Here is a 16,959-nt window from a genome sequence, read left to right on the forward strand (position 1 = left end):
AGGCCTTTAGGCCCCTCGCCACGCCGCGACTTTTTCAGGTCGAAGTAGCTAGGGCGCGCTTATCACTACGTAGTGATCGGGGCTGCGCTTGTGCAACGAATACCCCGGCGGCATGGCGAACATCCCCGCGTCGGGCACCCAGTCGGGATGGCTCCGCTGCCTGATGAACTCACGTAGCGCGTTGTCGAGTCGACGGTGGCCTTTCTGACCGGCACCGACCACCTCTCCACTCGGCGTTTGGGTGACCCAATGCCACTGCCCGCCAACACTTTCGCTCCGCTCCCGGCGAAAGTGGGTGACCGTCGGATCAGTCATGGGCGACCCGCCCGGCGGCATCGGTGATGCGATCAAGCAGTACGTCGTCGACGTCCATATGCAACTCCACCGTGCCCAAGTCGAAGGTACCGCTGGCATACGGGAGTAACTCGCTCATCTCGCCGACCACTCGCGCGAGCTCATCGATGAAATCGCGGAAACCTGTCAACGGTACGTCCATCAGCTTGCCCAAATCACCTATCAGGCTGGCATATTCACCGGGAGCAGATAGTCCACGGCACCGCTCCGCCAGCTCGAGGAAGCTGTCGTGATAGTCCATCAGCCGGTTGGCGGTATGCACGATGCCGTCGGCGTCGGCGGTGTCCTCGTCGGCTGGATCGCCGAACACGCCCATGAACGCCGGAGTCGACATGAACGTCTCCACGCGATTGACCAGAGCGAGTAACTCGTCCATGCGGTTGTACACAATCGCCGCCATCTCGGCGCCGCTGTGCACGCGCTCGCCGGTCGGACGGCCATAGGACAGAGCGCTGTCGCGCAGTCGCGACTGCACCGCATTGCGCCGTTGCAGGAGCACCGAGACGAAAGCCACCCATCGCCAGCACGGCGGCTTCGTCGCAAGCAACTCCGCTAGCCCCTTCTCCGTGTAGGTGATCTGGGCCGTTGGTCCTGCGGCCTCAGTGGGGGAATCACCTTGTGGCTCAGGTGACACGCTGTCCATCACCTTGGCGCCCTCTCGACCGTAGACGCCTCTGCTGTCGCCGAGTTGGGCCCACCGGTGCTGCTGCTCGGCGCGTTGCAGTATCTCGTTCGGGTCGTCCGCGATCGCGCCGCGTTTACGACCTCCTCTCGAACGCCGCCAACCCACCGCACACAAGGCGATAGACCCCGCGAGCACCAAGATCAACCACACCGTCATCGAGCCACCGCCGTCATCATCGGTGCAAGCACAACGTGCACGTCCAAATATCTTCTTGGACACAGCATCCCCGGGCGTCTCTCCACGGCGCGATCCGCGCGGACGGGTCGAGCAATCCGAACAGCGCAGCCTGGGTCTGGCGGCCACCACACTCCGGGCAGACCGGATGCCGGAAGAACCGGTAATCGAGGAAGGAATCGAACGCGCGCATCGCCCATTGGCAGTTCAGACACAGCGCGGCCGGCCAGTCGACCGGGATCGCCGGCGGACGCGGCTGGAAATACAGGTCCCAATCGTCGTCGGCGTCCGATTCGACCAGCGCGGACTCCTGGCGCGGACGGTACTGCAGTGACTCGACGGTCCAGACGCCGACCGCATCACGTGCGTTCTCTGCTGCCAAGCGGAAGCGGGTGCCACAACCTGCGCAATTGCCACCGGATCTCAGCAGGATGCGGGCGGCGGCCATCGATGAGCTACCGAAACTGGGCGTGTCCTCGATGTCGAACACGTGCTGCTCGAGCGTCTGAAGAAACTCCGCCGCCTCCGGTCCCTCGACGAGCAGGTGGCGGCCGTCGATATCCTCCAGCCCGACCTCCGACGCCGGCACCGCTTGTCCGACAGACCACGCCGAAATCTCGGCGATCGCGCCTGCGACACCTTTGCGGCCGGCCCGCGCCACCCGAGTCAGCACCAGCCGGGGCTCTGAATCGATCGCCACGACAACCGTGTCACCGCGACGCACATCCGGCAGCGACGGCCAAGGCCGATACGGTGACCTGCTGTCCAGACAACTGATCACGGCGTCTTTCCACGGCGTCCCGACGACAACGTGCACGCGATGCGCCTGAGTCCCGGCCATGATCCCCCCTTGAAACGCGCTGCCCGCGACCCTAGACCCGGCCACCGACAACGACAGGGCCACTCGACGTTGTCGGCGGCCCGGTGTTCAATCGGGGCATGGAGTTAGCTGACAGCCCGGAGACCGCCCTCGCCGCAGTATGACTTCGTGAACGGATTGTTCAGCCTGCTCGGCCACCGATCGATACGACGCAATCCGTTGCGTACAGCGTTTGAATAGCACCCCGAGACTCGACGCACGTGAACCCCCAAGCGCAAGCCAGACGGTGTCTAGCCTCGGCCGAGTCCTTCGAACACGTTCCACGACTGGCTGCCCCTGATGTGGAGGTAGTACGCGTAGTTGGCGGTCGTCATCGCGATTGCGGGCACGACGAGGGACGCGATACGAACGACGACGTCCGGTGTGTCGAGTCCGAGGACGACCACGGCGAGGCCGACGGCGATAGCCAACAACGCTAATCCCTTGCGCCACATCCCTTTCAGGAAGAAGTAGATCGGCCCGAAGAAGAACGCCCAGCCGTTCGCGGTGAGCCGCATCTTGGTGCCGAACGGAAGCTGTCGGTACGCCGCCCGGCTCTCCGGCGTCGAATTCGGCACGCCGTAGCGGTCATAGAACGCGAACCGCTGCTGCCATGAGGACGCCAGATCGGTGTAGCTCTGCTGTTGGGCCATGAAAAAAGTCTATGGCCGCCGATGACCACCCCCACGCACCAAAATCTGGCCCCGGAGGCGGTTGCTGCGGCTCGTGCGGCAACCAACCGACACCGCGGCCGACGAGCGACGCGCACTGCGGTGCCCACGCTTGCCCGGCACACCGCCAGACCCATCGGCGGGCGCGTCGCGTCCGCCCCCGTCGTCCACAGGTTTTGTCCAACCCCCGTCCGGGCCCGTCCACAGGTTTCTCGCCAGGCGCGAGTTCCGCCACGCGATCGATCCACAGGTTTGCTCGCGGATCGTCGATCTCGCCCTGCTGAAACGGCTGCCCGGTCTGCACAAAGGAGAATTCGTCTGCTCCAGCCCGTCCACAGGTATTGGCGAAATCATCCACAATTTCCGCGCGTAGAACGGAATGTCAAACACATGTATCCACCCCTGAAAGCTAGCCGAATCCACAGGTTCACGCCATTTTTCGGGCGGCCAATCGGTGCAGCTAGACAGACATTTTTAATGAGGCCACGAGCTATCTTGACAGGAAACGCCGGCACGTTAAACTTCCGTTCGTTCTGCCCAACGATGAGGAAACCAGCTAGGAGTTGACCGTGAAATTTGCCCCACATTTCTGGCTGCCAATTATTTGCCCATCATTCGATGCCGCGAGCGGCAGCTGGGGGACGGCGAGCAATGACCACGCTTCTGGGTGAGCCGATCCGTCACCTCTCGGGCGAGGACCGCTGATGGTCGCCACCGCGCCGCCCACCGAACCCGAAACTCAGCCGGACCGCCTGCCTCTGCCCCCGGCAGTGGCCGGCCCCCTCGGCGAGCTGGGCAAGTTCTTCGCGCTCACGCTCGACATCGCGAGAGTCGGGGTGACCTCCCGATTCGCCTGGCCGGAGTTCCTGCTCCAGACCTGGTTCATCGCCCGCGTCTCGTTGATACCGGCCCTGGCGGTGACGGCCGCCTACGGGATGGTCGCCGCGATGTTCTTCAACGGACTCTTCGGCGAACTCGGCGGCGCCGACATCAGCAGCGCCGGCTTCGCCGCCGTCATGTGGGGGCAGGCAGTGCCACTGCTCACCGCCCTGGTCCTCAGTGGTGCCAGCGCCACCGCGATGTGCGCCGACCTCGGTTCGCGCACCGTTCGAGAAGAACTCGACGCAATGCGAGTAATGGGGATTAATCCGGCGCAGCGGCTATTCGCGCCCAGGGTCGCGGCAATGATGGTGAATGCGGTGATAATCACCTCATTTTCCATTGTCTCAACGCTGGTTCTGCACTATTTCTATTCGATCTACATCAGCAATATCACCCCGGGTGCCTGGGCTTCCAACGCGACCCTTCTGGTCGCCATGCCGGTAATGGTCGTCTGCTTTGTGAAGGCCCCTTTGATGGGCGCACTCGCGGCCGCCATCGCCTGCTATCTGGGCAGCAGCGCGACCGGCGGCCCGGAGGGCGTGGGCAACCGAGTCGTCGAGACGGTGGTCTGGTCGTTCATCGGCACGTTGCTGTTGAACTCGGTGATCACCGCATTGACCGCGCAGATGGTGGTGACGACGTGACCGACACGACCAGAGTCGTCAGTTCACGGTTTCCGCGGCTGACCAACAGCACCCAGCGCTATGTGAATGCCTGGAACAATCTCGGCGAGCAATTCGCGTTCTACATCCGCACGGTGCTGCTTTTCGGTGAGGCCATCCGCCGGTACAAATCGGAGATACTCCGTCTGGTCGCCTATATGAGCCTCGCGCTCGGCCGGCTCGCCCTGATCGGCGGCAGCGTCGTGATCACCGCCGCGGTCGTCATGAATGTTTCGTTCATCGTGACGATTTGGGTGTTCACCCAATTGGCAGGCGTCGGTGTGGAAGCGGTCGCGGGTTTCCTCGCCGCGTTCGCCCAAGTGCGCGTGGTTGTTCCGATGTTCTTCGCGTGCGCACTGTCGGCCACCGTCGGCGCCGCTGCCACCGCGCAACTCGGCGCCATGCGGGTCAACGACGAGATCGACGCGCTCGAGGTCATGGGGGTCCGCTCGCTGGCGTATCTGGGGTCTACCCGGGTGCTGGCGGGGATGATCGTCGCGGTGCCGTTGGGCTGCGTGTCGCTGATCGGCGCGGTCATCCTCAGCAGGTTCGTCGTCAGCGTCACATACGGACAGTCGATGGGCGGCTACGACCACTACTTCGCGATCTTCCTCAAACCCACGGACACGCTCTGGATGTTGATCCAGGTGTTCACCATCGGGATGGTCATCATGCTGATCAGCGTCTACAACGGCTACAACGCCTCCGGTGGCCCCACCGGCGTGGGGGAGGCGACCGGGCGCGCGGTCCGTGCCGCGATGACGGTCGGCATGTTTCTGGTCGCCCTGTTCTCGCTGGCGGCCTATGGATACTCCGGCGACTTCAACCTATCGGGATAGCTGCAGAGGCAATGAACGAAAATCAGCGCACCTTGGGAGTGCATCCCGCATTTTGGGCTCTGCTCTTGGTCACCGCGATCGTCGGGACGATATTCGTCGTCAAGACGTCCTTCAACAGAGACTTCCGGTCCTACGCCAGGGTGACCGTCACGACCGACCGTTCGGGTCTGCAGATGGAACCCAAAGCGAAGGTGAAGTTCCGCGGCGTCGAAATCGGCCGCGTCGCCACGATCCAGCCGGGCGATCCGGTGCAGCTGCAGCTGGAGTTGTACGACAACGAGCTGCAGTACATCCCGGAGAACGCCACGGCCCAGATCACCGCGCCAACTGTCTTCGGCAACAAGGCAATCGAGCTCATCGCGCCCGACGACCCGAGCCCCAAGCGGCTGGCCGCGGGCGACATGCTGACCGCTCGTGAGGTCAGCATCGAGGCGAACTCGGTGTTGGAGAACCTGGTCGACGTCCTCGACCAGATCGACGTGGCCAAACTCAACTCGGTCCTGTCGGCCCTGGGGGAGGGCTTCCGTGGCAAGGGTGAGGCGATGGGCGAGGCCGTCACCGACTTCAACGAAGTGCTGTTGGCGCTCAACCCGCGCAGCGAAACCATCAGTGCCGACATCAAGTCCGTGCAAGGTTTCGCCGACACATACAGTGCCGCGGCGCAGAACCTGGTCACTGTCCTCGACGCCGGCACCACGGTCGCCACCACCTTCGAAGAGCATGCCACTGAGCTCGAGGCGCTCCTGCTCAACGTGGTCGGATTGTCCAACAGCGGTATCAACCTGCTCGGTGCGAGCAAGGACAACCTGGTCCACCTCGTCGACATCCTGGAGCCGACGACACGTCTGCTCAACAAGTACAACCCCGTTGTCACCTGCACGCTCAAGGGCTTTGAGGTCCTGCTCGACCACGGCTGGGCCGACATGCTCGGCGGCTACACCGGCAAGTCGATGATCGGTGACGCCGCGCTGCTGTTCGGTGACGACGCCTACCGCTATCCCGATCACCTTCCGATCACCGGTGCCAAGGGTGGCTACGGCGGCACGCCCAGCTGCGGCTCGTTGCCCGACGTGGCCGACAACTGGCCCGTGCGCTATATGGTCACCAACACCGGATTCGGCACCGGACTCGACGTCCGGCCCAACCCCGGCATCGGCTTCCCCGGCTGGGCGAACTACTTCCCGGTCACCCGCGCGGTGCCCGAATCACCCAGTGTGCGAAACAACTTCGGCGGGCCGGCCATCGGACCGATCCCCTATCCGGGAGCACCGCCCTACGGCGCGAAGCTGTACGCGCCCGACGGCGCCCCACTGTGGCCTGGCCTGCCGCCCGCACCTCCGCCCGGGCGACCGGCGGAGCCCGGTCCGCCGCCACCGGGATCGGAGCCGTCGGTGCCGGCAGTGCCCGCAGGAATCCAACCGACACCGGTGCCACATCTACCGGGTAACTGACGCGGTCCACCTCCCCACGAAGCGCTGAAAAGGTCACCAGATGCAAGACAAGATGTCGAGTACGGCATGGCGTGTCGCCATCTACAGCACGGTCAGTGCTGTGGCGATCGCGCTGCTGTTCGCGACCTTCGGGCAGTTCCGCTTCGGCGACGAGAATGCGTACAACGCCGTGTTCAAGAACGTGTCCGGGTTGCAGAAGGACGAGTTCGTACGGATCGGCGGCGTCGAAGTGGGACGGGTCAAGAAGGTTGACGTTCAGCCCGATACCACTGTGCACGTCGTCTTCTCCGTGGAGCGGGCGGTGGTGCTGACCGAGGGCACCAGGGCCGTCATCCGCTACGACGACCTCATCGGCGGCCGTTACCTGGCGTTGGAGGAAGGGGAGGGTGCCACCAAGCGGCTGCCCGCCGGCGGGACCATCCCGATAAGCCGCACCGCACCCGCGCTGGACCTCGATTCGGTGGTCACCGGCTTCCGGCCGTTGCTGCGTGCGCTGAGCCCCGACGAAGTCAACGCGCTCACCGGACAACTGATCGAAGCGCTGCAGGGCCAGGGCGGGACGATCGGTTCGTTGCTGAACCAAGCCGCCGCCATGACCCACACCCTGGCAGATCGCGACAAGTTGATCGGCGATGTCATCAACAACCTGAATACCGTGCTCGGATCGCTTGGCAGCCAAGGTGATCAGCTCGGCAAGACCGTTGACTCGCTGGCGGAACTCATCGACACCCTGGAAGCGCGCAAGCAGGACATCACCAACGGTGTCGCTTACGCGAACGCGGCCGCCAAGTCGATCGCGGACATGCTGTCGCAGTCGCGCCAGCCGCTGAAGAAGGTGGTGCACGAAGTGGACCGGACCAGCGGGGTGGTGTTGGAGGAGAAGGAGTACATCGACGACTACCTGGCGACGCTGCCGGCCACCTACGACGTGCTCACCAGGCAGGGCCTGTACGGCGACTTCTTCACCTTCTACTTCTGTGACGTGTTGTTGAAGCTCAACGGCAAGGGCGGCCAACCCGTCTACGTCAAATTGGTCGAACAGAGTTCAGGGAGGTGCACACCGCGATGAAATCCTTGTCTGACCGCGACCCGATTTTCGTAGCGATCGCCGGATTGGCCGCCGTCGTCGTCATCACCGTCGCCAGCATGTTCATCAGCGGCTTGTCCCTGGTCACTGGTGAAAAGGAGTACTCCGCCTACCTTGCTCAGGCCGGCGGGCTGATGGCCGAGCAGTCGCCCGTCGAGGTGTCGGGCGCCGAGGTCGGCCGGGTGACCAGCGTCGAACTCGACGGTCCACGGGTGCTGGTGAAGTTCAATGTCGCCAAGGGTGTGCCGCTGGGTGATCGGACCGAGGCGGCAGTCAAGATGAAGACCGTCCTGGGCGCCAAGCTGCTCGAGATCACGCCGCGCGGAGAAGGTCAGCTCAGTGAGCCGATTCCCCTGGAGCGCACCACGCCCGCCTACCAACTGCCCGAGGCGCTGAGCGATCTGTCGATGACGATCAGCGGTTTGGACACCGACCAACTATCTGACTCGCTGGCGGTGCTCTCCCACGAGTTCTCCGACACCCCGCCGGCTCTGAAAGTCGCGGTGCAAGGTGTGGCGCGGCTGTCCGAAACCATCGGTGCGCGCGACGAACAGCTGCGAAACCTGTTGAGGGACGCCAAGAAGGTGACCACGGTGCTCGCCGAACGCGGCGACAAGGTGGTCAACCTGGTGGGCAATGCGAATGCGCTGCTGGCCCAGTTGAAGACCGAGAGCCAGGCGTTGGACGAGATCGCCCGCAATCTGTCCTCGGCCACCCTGGAGTTGAAGGGCTTCATCGCCGAGCACCGCGCATCGCTGCGCCCCACGCTGGACAAGCTCAACGAGGTGCTCGAGGTCGTCGAGAACCGTCGCGAAGAAGTACAGCTGACGCTCAAGGGCATGAACAGCTACCTGCTGTCGTTCGGTGAGGCGCTGGCGTCCGGACCGTTCTTCAAGGCCTACGTCGCCAACCTGCTGCCCGGACAATTCGTCCAGCCGTTCATCGACGCGGCGTTCTCCGACCTCGGTCTGGATCCGGCCACGCTGCTGCCCTCGCAGCTGCACGACCCGCTGGTCGGCCAGAAGGCCACCCCGCCGCAGCCGGTTCCCTTCCCGCGCACCGGGCAGGGTGGCGAACCCCGTCTGACCGTCCCGGACGCCATCACCGGCAATCCCGGCGACACCGGCGGATGTGTTGTCCCGCACGCGGGTTGCTACCCGTTGAAGGAAGAACCGCCAGCGCCGGCCCCCGGTGGACCACCGCCGGGACCGCCCGCGGAGTCCAGCGACGACGGCCGGGAAGTTCCGCATGGCGTCACCGCACCGGTTTTCGATGAGGGGAGAGGGCAGTGACCCGCCGCAATCTCATGATCGTCGTCGCGGTGACCCTGACCCTCGTGCTGGTCGGCGGCATCGTCGCGGTGACTCGCACGACGAGCCGCATCAACCTCGTCGCCTATTTCGACCGCGCCACCGGGCTGTACGAGGGCGACCAGGTGGTGCTCCTCGGCGTGCCGGTGGGCAGGATCGACAAGATCGAACCGCAGCCCAACCGGGTCAAGATCTCGTTCTGGTATGACAGCGACCATCAGGTGCCGGCGGACGCAAACGCGGTGATCCTGTCGCCGAGCCTGGTCACGGTCCGCCAGCTGGAGCTGACGCCGGCCTATACCGGCGGGCCTGTGATGGCCGACGGAGCGGTGATACCGCAGGAACGCACCGCGGTGCCGCTGGAGTACGACGACCTGCGTGAGCAACTCCAAAGGCTCACCGAGACACTGCAACCGACCGAGCCCGGCGGCGTCAGCACCCTGGGCGCGTTCGTCAACACCGCCGCCGACAACCTGCGGGGCCAGGGCCCGGACATGCGCAAGATGGTGATCTCGCTGTCCGAGGCGCTTGCCGCCCTCGACGATCACAGCGACGACCTGTTCGGGACGTTCGAGAATGTGGCCACCCTCGTCAAGGCGTTGCGCGACAGCAGTGGCCCACTCGCCCAGTTGAATCGGGACCTGGCCGCGGTGACCCAGCCGCTGGTCAACCAGCCGAACGAACTCGAATACGCGCTGACGAACCTCAACGACGTCGTCGGCGACGTGAGCAGCTTCGTGGCGGAGAACCGTGACGCGATCGGCACGACCTCCGACCGGTTGGTGTCGGTGTCGGATTCGGTGGTCGAAAGCATCGACGACGTCAAACAACTGCTGCACGTACTGCCCTCGACATTGGCGAACTTCCAGAACTTCTATCAACCCGCCCAGGCCACCTTCACCGGTGTGCTCACCGCGCAGAACTTCGCCAATCCGCTGCAGTTCATCTGTTCGGCGGTCGAGGCCGCGGCCCGATTGGGCGCCGCGGAATCGGCGAAGCGCTGCATCCAGTACATGGCGCCGATCTTCAAGAACCGCCAGTACAACTTCCCGCCGCTGGGCATCAACCCGGTCGTCGGGCCCATGGCACGCCCCAACGAGGTCACCTACAGCGAGGACTGGCTGCGCCCGGACTACATTCCGCCGGCCGGACCGGCGCCGACCGAACCCTTCCGTGCCGTGCCGCCGCCGCCCGAAGGCCCGCTGCCGCCGGCCAACGAACTGTTCAACTACTTCGGTTGGGGGCGCGATCTGGCGGTCAGCCCGCCGTTGCCGACCGACCCCGAGACCGGTCTACGCGGAATGATGCTGCCCGCCACCAGCGATGAGGGTGAAGGATGATCCGAGCAGTAGCCAGAAAAACCCGCTGGGGCCGAGCGGGAACGGTGCTTCTTCTGACTCTGGCCGTGGTGGCGTTGTCCGGGTGCGGCTCCCTGCGGGACTTCAAGGGGCTCAACTCCCTTCCGCTGCCGGGCCGAGCGGGCCAGGGCCCGGACTCCTACACCATCCAGGTGCAGATGGCCGATGTGCAGAACCTGCGGATGAACTCGCGGGTGCGCGTCGCGGACGTCAACGTCGGCAACGTCAAGAAGATCGAACGCCAGGATTGGCACGCGTTGCTCACCATCTCGCTGGAGGGCGACGTCGACCTGCCGGCCAATGCCACTGCCCGACTGGGCCAGACCAGCCTGCTGGGGTCCATGCACATCGAGCTCGCGCCGCCGACCGACGCCAAGCCGGAAGGAAAGCTCAAGGACGGGTCGGTCATCCCACTGGCCTCGACGGCGGCGTTCCCGTCCACCGAGGAGACGCTGAGCGCGTTGGCGTTGGTGACCAACGGTGGGGGCCTGGGCCACGTCCACGACATCACCACGGCGCTCAGTACGGCCTTCACCGGCCGCGAAGGCGAGCTGCGCAGCTTGATCGGTGAGCTCGACACGTTCATCGCCTTTCTCGACGACCAGAAGGGCGACATCATCTCCGCGACGGAAAGTCTGAACAGTCTGGCGGTTCAGTTCGCCGACGAGGAAGCCGTCTTGGACGAGGCGCTGAGAACCATCCCGGATGCGCTCGAAGTGGTCAAGGATCAGCGCGACATACTCGCCGATGCACTGACTCAGGTCGGCAAGTTCAGTGCGCTGACCGCTGATTCCGTGAACCAGATCAAGGACAATCTGGTCACCGAGCTCAAGGACATCGGTCCGCTGCTGCAGTCGGTCGCCGACGCGGGCCCCGGTGCCCTGGTCGCCACCACCGATGTCCTCGGTGCGCCGCCGTTCGCGAAGAGCACGCTCACCAAGTGGATGCGCGGCGACTACGGCAACCTGACCGCGGTCATCGACCTGACGTTGAGCCGCATCGACGCCGGCATGCTCACCGGCACCCGGTTCGAGGGTGCCCTCACCGAGTTGGAGCTGCAGTGGGGCCGCACCATCGGCCAGATGCCGAGTCCGTACACGGCCCGAAACCCACTGATCGCTCCCTACCAGTTCAACCAGGGGCCGTGATATGCGTTTGGACAGGAAGCTCGCAATCCAGCTGACGGCATTCAGTGTCATTGCGGTGACGGCGATCTCGTTCGTGCTGGTGCAGTACATGGAGTTGCCGACACGGGTGCTGGGGTTCGACCGGTACGACGTCACCCTGCAACTGCAGGACTCCGGTGCCCTCTATGCGAACGCGGACGTCACCTACCGCGGGGTCTCCGTCGGCCGGGTGACAGACGTGTCGTTGACCGACGCCGGCGCCCAGGCGGTGCTTCTGCTGGACAAGGGCGTCGACATCCCCGCAGACTTGACCGCCGAGGTGCGCAGCATGAGCGCGGTCGGCGAACAGTTCGTCGAACTGACCCCGCGCAGCGACAGCGGACCGGTCCTGAAGGGCGGCGACGTGATACCGGCGGACCGTGTCGAGGTGCCGCCCAATATCAACGCGTTGCTCGCCGCGACCAATCGTGGGCTGAACGCGATCCCGCGCGACGATCTGAAAACGGTTGTGGACGAGGCCTATACCGCCTTCGGTGGGCTCGGACCCGAGCTGTCCAGGGTGGTGGACGGGATGACCACGCTGGCCACCGGTGCGCGGGAGAACCTGGACTCGATTCTCACCGTGATCGACGAGGCCAAGCCGATCCTCGACAGCCAGATCGAGACCGCAGACTCGGTCCAGGCGTGGACCCGCAACGTCGCCGAGATCGAGACGCAGTTCGCGTCGGCAGACCCCGCGGTGCGCAACATCCTGCAGGAAGGCCCGGCGGCGCTCGATGAGGCCCGCCAGTTGTTCGACCGGCTACAGCCGACGCTGCCGACCATCCTGGCCAACCTGGTCAGCGTGGGGGAGGTTGCCCTCACGTACCACCCGCACCTGGAAAGCGTGCTGACGTTGGTCCCGGTCGTGCCCCAGGCGCTGCAGGGTTCGCACCTGGCCAACAGGTACGCCAAGCCGCATCTGCATCGCGGAATGTACTTGAGCTTCAACCTGAACCTGAACTGGCCACCACCGTGCACGACGGGCTTCTACCCCGCCCAACAACAACGGTGGGCCCAGTACGAGGATCCCGAGGGCTCCCCGGGACGGCCTCCCGGCGACGTCTATTGCCGTGTTCCGCAGGACTCGCCCATCGCAGTCCGCGGAGCGCGCAACATCCCGTGCGCGACCAAACCCGGCAAGCGCGCGCCGACGGTGAAGATGTGCGAGAGCGACGAAGAGTACATCCCGCTCAACGACGGTTGGAACTGGAAGGGCGATCCCAACGCAACGATGACGGGACAGGACATCCCACAGTTCCGCCCCGGTGAGGAACCGCCGGCGGCGCCTCCCGCTCCGGGTGAGCCACCGGCATCGGCGAACAACTTTGTGCCGACGCCGATCCCGTCAGCCGCATACGATCCCGCGACCGGAACCTACGTCGGTCCGGACGGACAGTTGCGCACCCAGTCCAACCTCGCGAACGGTGACGAACAAACATGGCAACAGATGCTGATACCGCCGACGGAGAACTGACCGAGATGGTCGGGCCGCGAGGTGCGCGTCGGGCGGCGGCGGCCGCGCTGGTGATGGTGCTCGCCATGACCGCGTTGGTGGGTTGGCTGGCCTACCGTGACCATCGAAGCCAGGCCTTTGAGGCCGACCAGCAGATGTTCGTTGCGGCGGGTCGACAGGTCGCCGAGAACCTCACGACGATCGACTGGGCGCAGGCCGAGGCCGACGTCGAGCGGGTCCTCGACTCCGCGGCGGGCTCCTTCCATGAGGAGTTCTCACAGCGAAGCGCCGACTTCATCGACGTGGTCAAGAAGGCGCGTTCGAAATCGGAAGGCACGATCAGCGAAGTCGGGCTGGAGTCGGAGTCCGAGGGCAACGCCGTGGTGTTGGTGGTGGCCGCCGTGCGCACCTCGACCGTCGACGACGACGGGAATCCCGTCGCGGACAGCGAAACCTCAAGCCAGTGGCGGATGCGGATATCCCTGGAGAAAGCCGACGGTGACGTGAAAGCCACCAATGTGGAGTTCGTCTCGTGAGGGCGCTGCGACGGATAAGCGTCTACGCCGTATTACCGTGCCTGGCAATGCTGTTGGCGCTGCCTGCGGGTTTTCTGAAGTGGCAGGACGGGGTGACTCGCAGCTCGCAGCTGGCCGGCACGCAAGCGGTGGCGGCGGCCAGGGACGCCACCGTGGCCATGCTTTCCTACCAGCCGGACAGCGTCGAAGCAGACCTCGGGGCCGCCAAGGAACGGCTGACCGGCACGTTCCTGGACGACTACACCCGCCTGATCGACGAAGTGGTGATTCCCGGGGCCAAGCAGCAGCGCATCTCGGCTGTCGCCGACGTGCCGGCTGCGGCTTCGGTGTCGGCAGAGCCGGACCGTGCGGTGACGCTGCTGTTCGTCAACCAGACCACCAATGTCGGCACAGAACCGCCGATCGAGAACATCTCCACGGTTCGCGTGACGATGGACAAGATCGGCGGTCGCTGGCTGGTTTCCGGTTTCGAGCCGGTCTAGAGCTTCTGCGTTTCCTCGGTGCTGTAGACCGTGACACCACCGGTGGCGAAGTTGGCGACATCGGCACTGGCGGCTGCCATCTCGGGTGAAGTCAATGCGGTCTGCAGATCCTCGGCCGTGTCGAAGGTCAGGCTGGCGACCATGTAATAGGGGGCTGCCTCCCCCGGCGCGATGGAGTGGCATTTGCCGACGCTGAGCCCACTCAGGCACGGAACCTTCAGCGCGAGTGGAATGTGGGTGTCGGTGTAGTAGGCATCGAATGCGGCGGGATCGTCCGGATGGCCGTAGCACACGGAAACACGAAACATATTGAGACTCCTGATAATTCGGGCGAAAACGGTCCGAGTCAGCCTAGCAGCTGGGAGACGTGGAGTGGCGTGTGCGGCTCGAGAATCGGTTGTTCGAGATTGCCCGCTTTTGCACACGCAAATGAGGCAACGGATTACCTGGCTTGGACATGCCGTCGGCGGTACCGTTATCCCATGGGTGGCTACCGCGAACTGTACGAATCCAGCATCGCGAATCCCGAGGGTTTCTGGGCCGAGGCCGCGCAGGCGGTCACCTGGACGAGAGCGCCGCAGCAGATCCTCGACGACTCCAATCCGCCGTTCTACCGCTGGTTTCCAGGCGCGGAGATGAACACCTGCGCCAACGCATTGGACCGCCACGTCGCGGCCGGCCGCGGCGATCAGGACGCGGTCATCTACGACTCGCCCGTCACCGGCACCACAGGTCGCATCAGCTACGCCGACCTGCTGGACCGGACGGCGCGATTCGCCGGGGCACTGCGTGACCTGGGAGTGGCCCAAGGGGACCGCGTCATCGTCTACATGCCGATGGTGCCCGAGGCGATCGTCGCGATGCTGGCCTGTGCCCGCCTCGGCGCGGTGCACTCGGTGGTGTTCGGCGGGTTCGCCGCCCACGAGCTGGCCGCCCGCATCGACGACGCCGCGCCCAAGGTCGTGGTGTCCGCGTCATGCGGTGTGGAGCCGTCGCGGGTGGTGCCCTACAAGCCGATGCTCGACGCCGCGCTGGGGATGACCGCGCATCAACCCACCCGCTGCGTGATCCTGCAGCGCGAGCAGTGCCTCGCCGAGATGGTGGCGGGCCGCGACGTCGACTGGGCCGATGCGCTGGCCGACGCGGAACCGGTCGCCCCGGTACCGGTCGCGGCCACCGACCCGCTCTACGTGCTCTACACCTCGGGCACCACCGGCACACCCAAGGGTGTCGTCCGCGACAACGGTGGACACGCCGTCGCGCTGCTGTGGAGCATGCGCAACATCTACGACATCGGTCCCGGCGACGTGTTCTGGGCAGCCTCCGACATCGGCTGGGTGGTCGGGCATTCCTACATCGTGTACGCCCCGTTGCTGCAGGGCGCGACGACCGTTCTCTACGAGGGAAAGCCGGTCGGTACACCGGATCCCGGCGCATACTGGCGGGTGGCCGCCGAACACGGCGTCAAGGCCTTGTTCACCGCGCCGACCGCCATCCGGGCGATCCGCAAACAGGACCCGGACGGCGCCCACATCGGCCGCTACGACCTGTCCAGGCTGCGTTATCTGTTCCAGGCCGGTGAGCGGCTCGATCCGGATACCTACGCGTGGGCATCCGAAAAGCTGGGGATCCCAGTGGTGGACCACTGGTGGCAGACCGAGACCGGTTGGGCCATCGCCGCGAATCCGATGGGCATCGAACCGCTCCCGATCAAGCCCGGCTCGCCGACGCTGCCGATGCCCGGCTATGACGTACGAATACTCGACCATGACGGCGCACAGGCGGACCCGGGTACCGACGGCGCGATCTGTATCAGGCTGCCGCTACCTCCTGGCACCCTGCAGACCCTGTGGCGGAACGACGACCGCTACCGGGCGGGGTATCTGACGGAGTACCCGGGCCACTACCTGACCGGCGACGGCGGCTACCTCGACGACGACGGCTACCTGTTCGTCATGGGCCGCATCGACGATGTGATCAACGTTGCCGGGCACCGGCTTTCCACCGGCACCATCGAGGCGGTGCTGGCGGAGCACGCCTCGGTCGCCGAGGTCGCGGTGATCGGCGTCGCCGACGAGATCAAGGGCCAGGTGCCACGCGGGTTCGTGGTGCTCAAGGACGGCGCCTCCGAGGACGGCCTGACCGAGGAACTCGTGGCGGCGGTGCGCGACGACATCGGTGCGGTGGCGAACTTCAAAACCGTCGACCTGGTGCCGGCACTGCCGAAGACCCGGTCCGGCAAGATCTTACGCAAGATCATGCGCAGCATCGCCGAGGGTCACGACGAACCGCTGCCGTCCACCATCGAAGATCCCGGTGTCGTCGAGGCGTTGAAACCGATCCTGCGCAGATAGGGGTGTGGCTGCCCGCCGGATCACGACGAAACGAGTGTCAACGCGAAGCCGGCATAGACGTCGCAGATCTCGTCGATGCCGAGCGGGCCGTCCGGTCGGTACCATCCCGCCACCGCAGAACACATCTGCAGGATGGCGAAGATGACAAGTTTCGTCCTGGGCGAAGCCGTCGCGGAGTCGTCGCCACACTCATGCACGATTCCGGTGAGGATCGCCTCGTATTCGGCGCGCAGCTTCACCGAGTGTTCCTGATGGTCTGAGGTCAGACTTCGGTGCTGAGAGTTGATGATCGACGCCTCATCGCGATGCAGGGCGTGGTAGCGGACATCTGCGCGGACGAACGCCACCAACCTCTCGGTGGGGGTGGCCGATGGTGGCAGCCGGTCCAATTCGGTACGCCATGACTCGTTGAGCTTGGCGAAGGCCTGCGTGGTCAGGTCCCACAGGATCGCTTCTTTGGACGGGAAGTGGTTGTACATGCTCGAGCCGCGAATGCCCGCGCGGTCTGCGATCTCGCGAATCGACGTTCGGTCATACCCCTGGGTGGAGAACAGATCCAGCGCGACGTGACGGATGCCCTCCGCGGTCGGTTTGACAACACGCTTTGCCACGCTGAGACCCTATTACACCCGA

16 protein-coding genes are annotated in these 16,959 nt (G+C 65.0%); 11 read left to right on the forward strand and 5 right to left on the reverse strand.

The features are described 5' to 3' along the window. Positions 1 to 307 precede the first annotated feature (307 nt). The 3 genes from ABQE89_RS24585 to ABQE89_RS24595 all read right to left on the reverse strand — a co-directional run bounded on the left by ABQE89_RS24585 (position 308) and on the right by ABQE89_RS24595 (position 2,725). On the reverse strand, positions 308 to 1,195 hold the full coding sequence (locus tag ABQE89_RS24585) for a hypothetical protein (protein WP_448421556.1): 888 nt from the start codon (positions 1,193 to 1,195) through the stop codon (positions 308 to 310). A gap of 16 nt (positions 1,196 to 1,211) precedes the next feature. Next, entirely contained in the window at positions 1,212 to 2,054 is an 843-nt protein-coding gene (locus tag ABQE89_RS24590; RefSeq protein WP_448421558.1) for a hypothetical protein, read from the reverse strand. 269 nt (positions 2,055 to 2,323) lie between these two features. Next, positions 2,324 to 2,725: a DUF2628 domain-containing protein gene (locus ABQE89_RS24595; protein ID WP_448421560.1), complete on the reverse strand. Its 402-nt coding sequence runs from the start codon at positions 2,723 to 2,725 to the stop codon at positions 2,324 to 2,326. Between the two features lie 722 nt (positions 2,726 to 3,447). Here ABQE89_RS24595 and ABQE89_RS24600 point away from each other — a divergent pair. The 10 genes from ABQE89_RS24600 to ABQE89_RS24645 are packed head-to-tail and all read left to right on the forward strand — an operon-like array spanning position 3,448 to position 13,972. After that, entirely contained in the window at positions 3,448 to 4,269 is an 822-nt protein-coding gene (locus ABQE89_RS24600; RefSeq protein ID WP_448421562.1) for an MlaE family ABC transporter permease, read from the forward strand. Then, positions 4,266 to 5,126, forward strand: a complete 861-nt coding sequence (locus tag ABQE89_RS24605) for an ABC transporter permease (protein ID WP_448421564.1) — start codon at positions 4,266 to 4,268, stop codon at positions 5,124 to 5,126. Before ABQE89_RS24600 ends, ABQE89_RS24605 begins: the two co-directional genes overlap by 4 nt. A gap of 11 nt (positions 5,127 to 5,137) precedes the next feature. Beyond that, positions 5,138 to 6,577 carry an MCE family protein gene (locus ABQE89_RS24610; protein WP_448421566.1) on the forward strand — a complete coding sequence of 480 codons (1,440 nt, stop codon included), beginning with the start codon at positions 5,138 to 5,140 and terminating at the stop codon, positions 6,575 to 6,577. Between the two features lie 40 nt (positions 6,578 to 6,617). Beyond that, entirely contained in the window at positions 6,618 to 7,646 is a 1,029-nt protein-coding gene (locus ABQE89_RS24615) for an MCE family protein (RefSeq protein WP_448421568.1), read from the forward strand. Next, positions 7,643 to 8,956 carry an MCE family protein gene (locus tag ABQE89_RS24620; RefSeq protein WP_448421570.1) on the forward strand — a complete coding sequence of 438 codons (1,314 nt, stop codon included), beginning with the start codon at positions 7,643 to 7,645 and terminating at the stop codon, positions 8,954 to 8,956. Before ABQE89_RS24615 ends, ABQE89_RS24620 begins: the two co-directional genes overlap by 4 nt. Continuing rightward, on the forward strand, positions 8,953 to 10,314 hold the full coding sequence (locus ABQE89_RS24625) for an MCE family protein (RefSeq protein ID WP_448421572.1): 1,362 nt from the start codon (positions 8,953 to 8,955) through the stop codon (positions 10,312 to 10,314). Before ABQE89_RS24620 ends, ABQE89_RS24625 begins: the two co-directional genes overlap by 4 nt. Next, positions 10,311 to 11,480 (forward strand): MCE family protein, encoded by a 1,170-nt coding sequence (locus ABQE89_RS24630; RefSeq protein ID WP_448421573.1) that lies wholly within the window; start codon positions 10,311 to 10,313, stop codon positions 11,478 to 11,480. The genes ABQE89_RS24625 and ABQE89_RS24630 overlap by 4 nt, the downstream gene beginning before the upstream one ends. A gap of 1 nt (position 11,481) precedes the next feature. Next, complete coding sequence (locus ABQE89_RS24635; protein WP_448421575.1) at positions 11,482 to 12,975, forward strand: MCE family protein; 1,494 nt, start codon at positions 11,482 to 11,484, stop codon at positions 12,973 to 12,975. Continuing rightward, entirely contained in the window at positions 12,939 to 13,490 is a 552-nt protein-coding gene (locus tag ABQE89_RS24640; RefSeq protein ID WP_448421577.1) for an Rv1363c family protein, read from the forward strand. The genes ABQE89_RS24635 and ABQE89_RS24640 overlap by 37 nt, the downstream gene beginning before the upstream one ends. A 47-nt stretch (positions 13,491 to 13,537) precedes the next feature. Beyond that, positions 13,538 to 13,972, forward strand: coding sequence for a hypothetical protein (locus ABQE89_RS24645; RefSeq protein WP_448421579.1), 435 nt, complete (start codon positions 13,538 to 13,540; stop codon positions 13,970 to 13,972). Here ABQE89_RS24645 and ABQE89_RS24650 read toward each other — a convergent pair. Further along, positions 13,969 to 14,280 carry an EthD family reductase gene (locus ABQE89_RS24650; protein WP_448421581.1) on the reverse strand — a complete coding sequence of 104 codons (312 nt, stop codon included), beginning with the start codon at positions 14,278 to 14,280 and terminating at the stop codon, positions 13,969 to 13,971. The two genes, ABQE89_RS24645 and ABQE89_RS24650, sit on opposite strands and share 4 nt — an antisense overlap. 174 nt (positions 14,281 to 14,454) lie before the next feature. Here ABQE89_RS24650 and ABQE89_RS24655 point away from each other — a divergent pair, with 174 nt between their 5' ends. Continuing rightward, a complete protein-coding gene (locus ABQE89_RS24655) occupies positions 14,455 to 16,326 on the forward strand; it encodes a propionyl-CoA synthetase (protein ID WP_448421583.1) in 1,872 nt (623 codons plus the stop codon). Between the two features lie 20 nt (positions 16,327 to 16,346). On the opposite strand, the gene ABQE89_RS24660 is transcribed toward ABQE89_RS24655, so the two are convergent. Continuing rightward, complete coding sequence (locus tag ABQE89_RS24660) at positions 16,347 to 16,937, reverse strand: TetR/AcrR family transcriptional regulator (protein ID WP_448421585.1); 591 nt, start codon at positions 16,935 to 16,937, stop codon at positions 16,347 to 16,349. Positions 16,938 to 16,959 lie beyond the last annotated feature (22 nt).

The sequence above is a fragment of the Mycolicibacterium sp. XJ1819 genome (assembly GCF_053483675.1).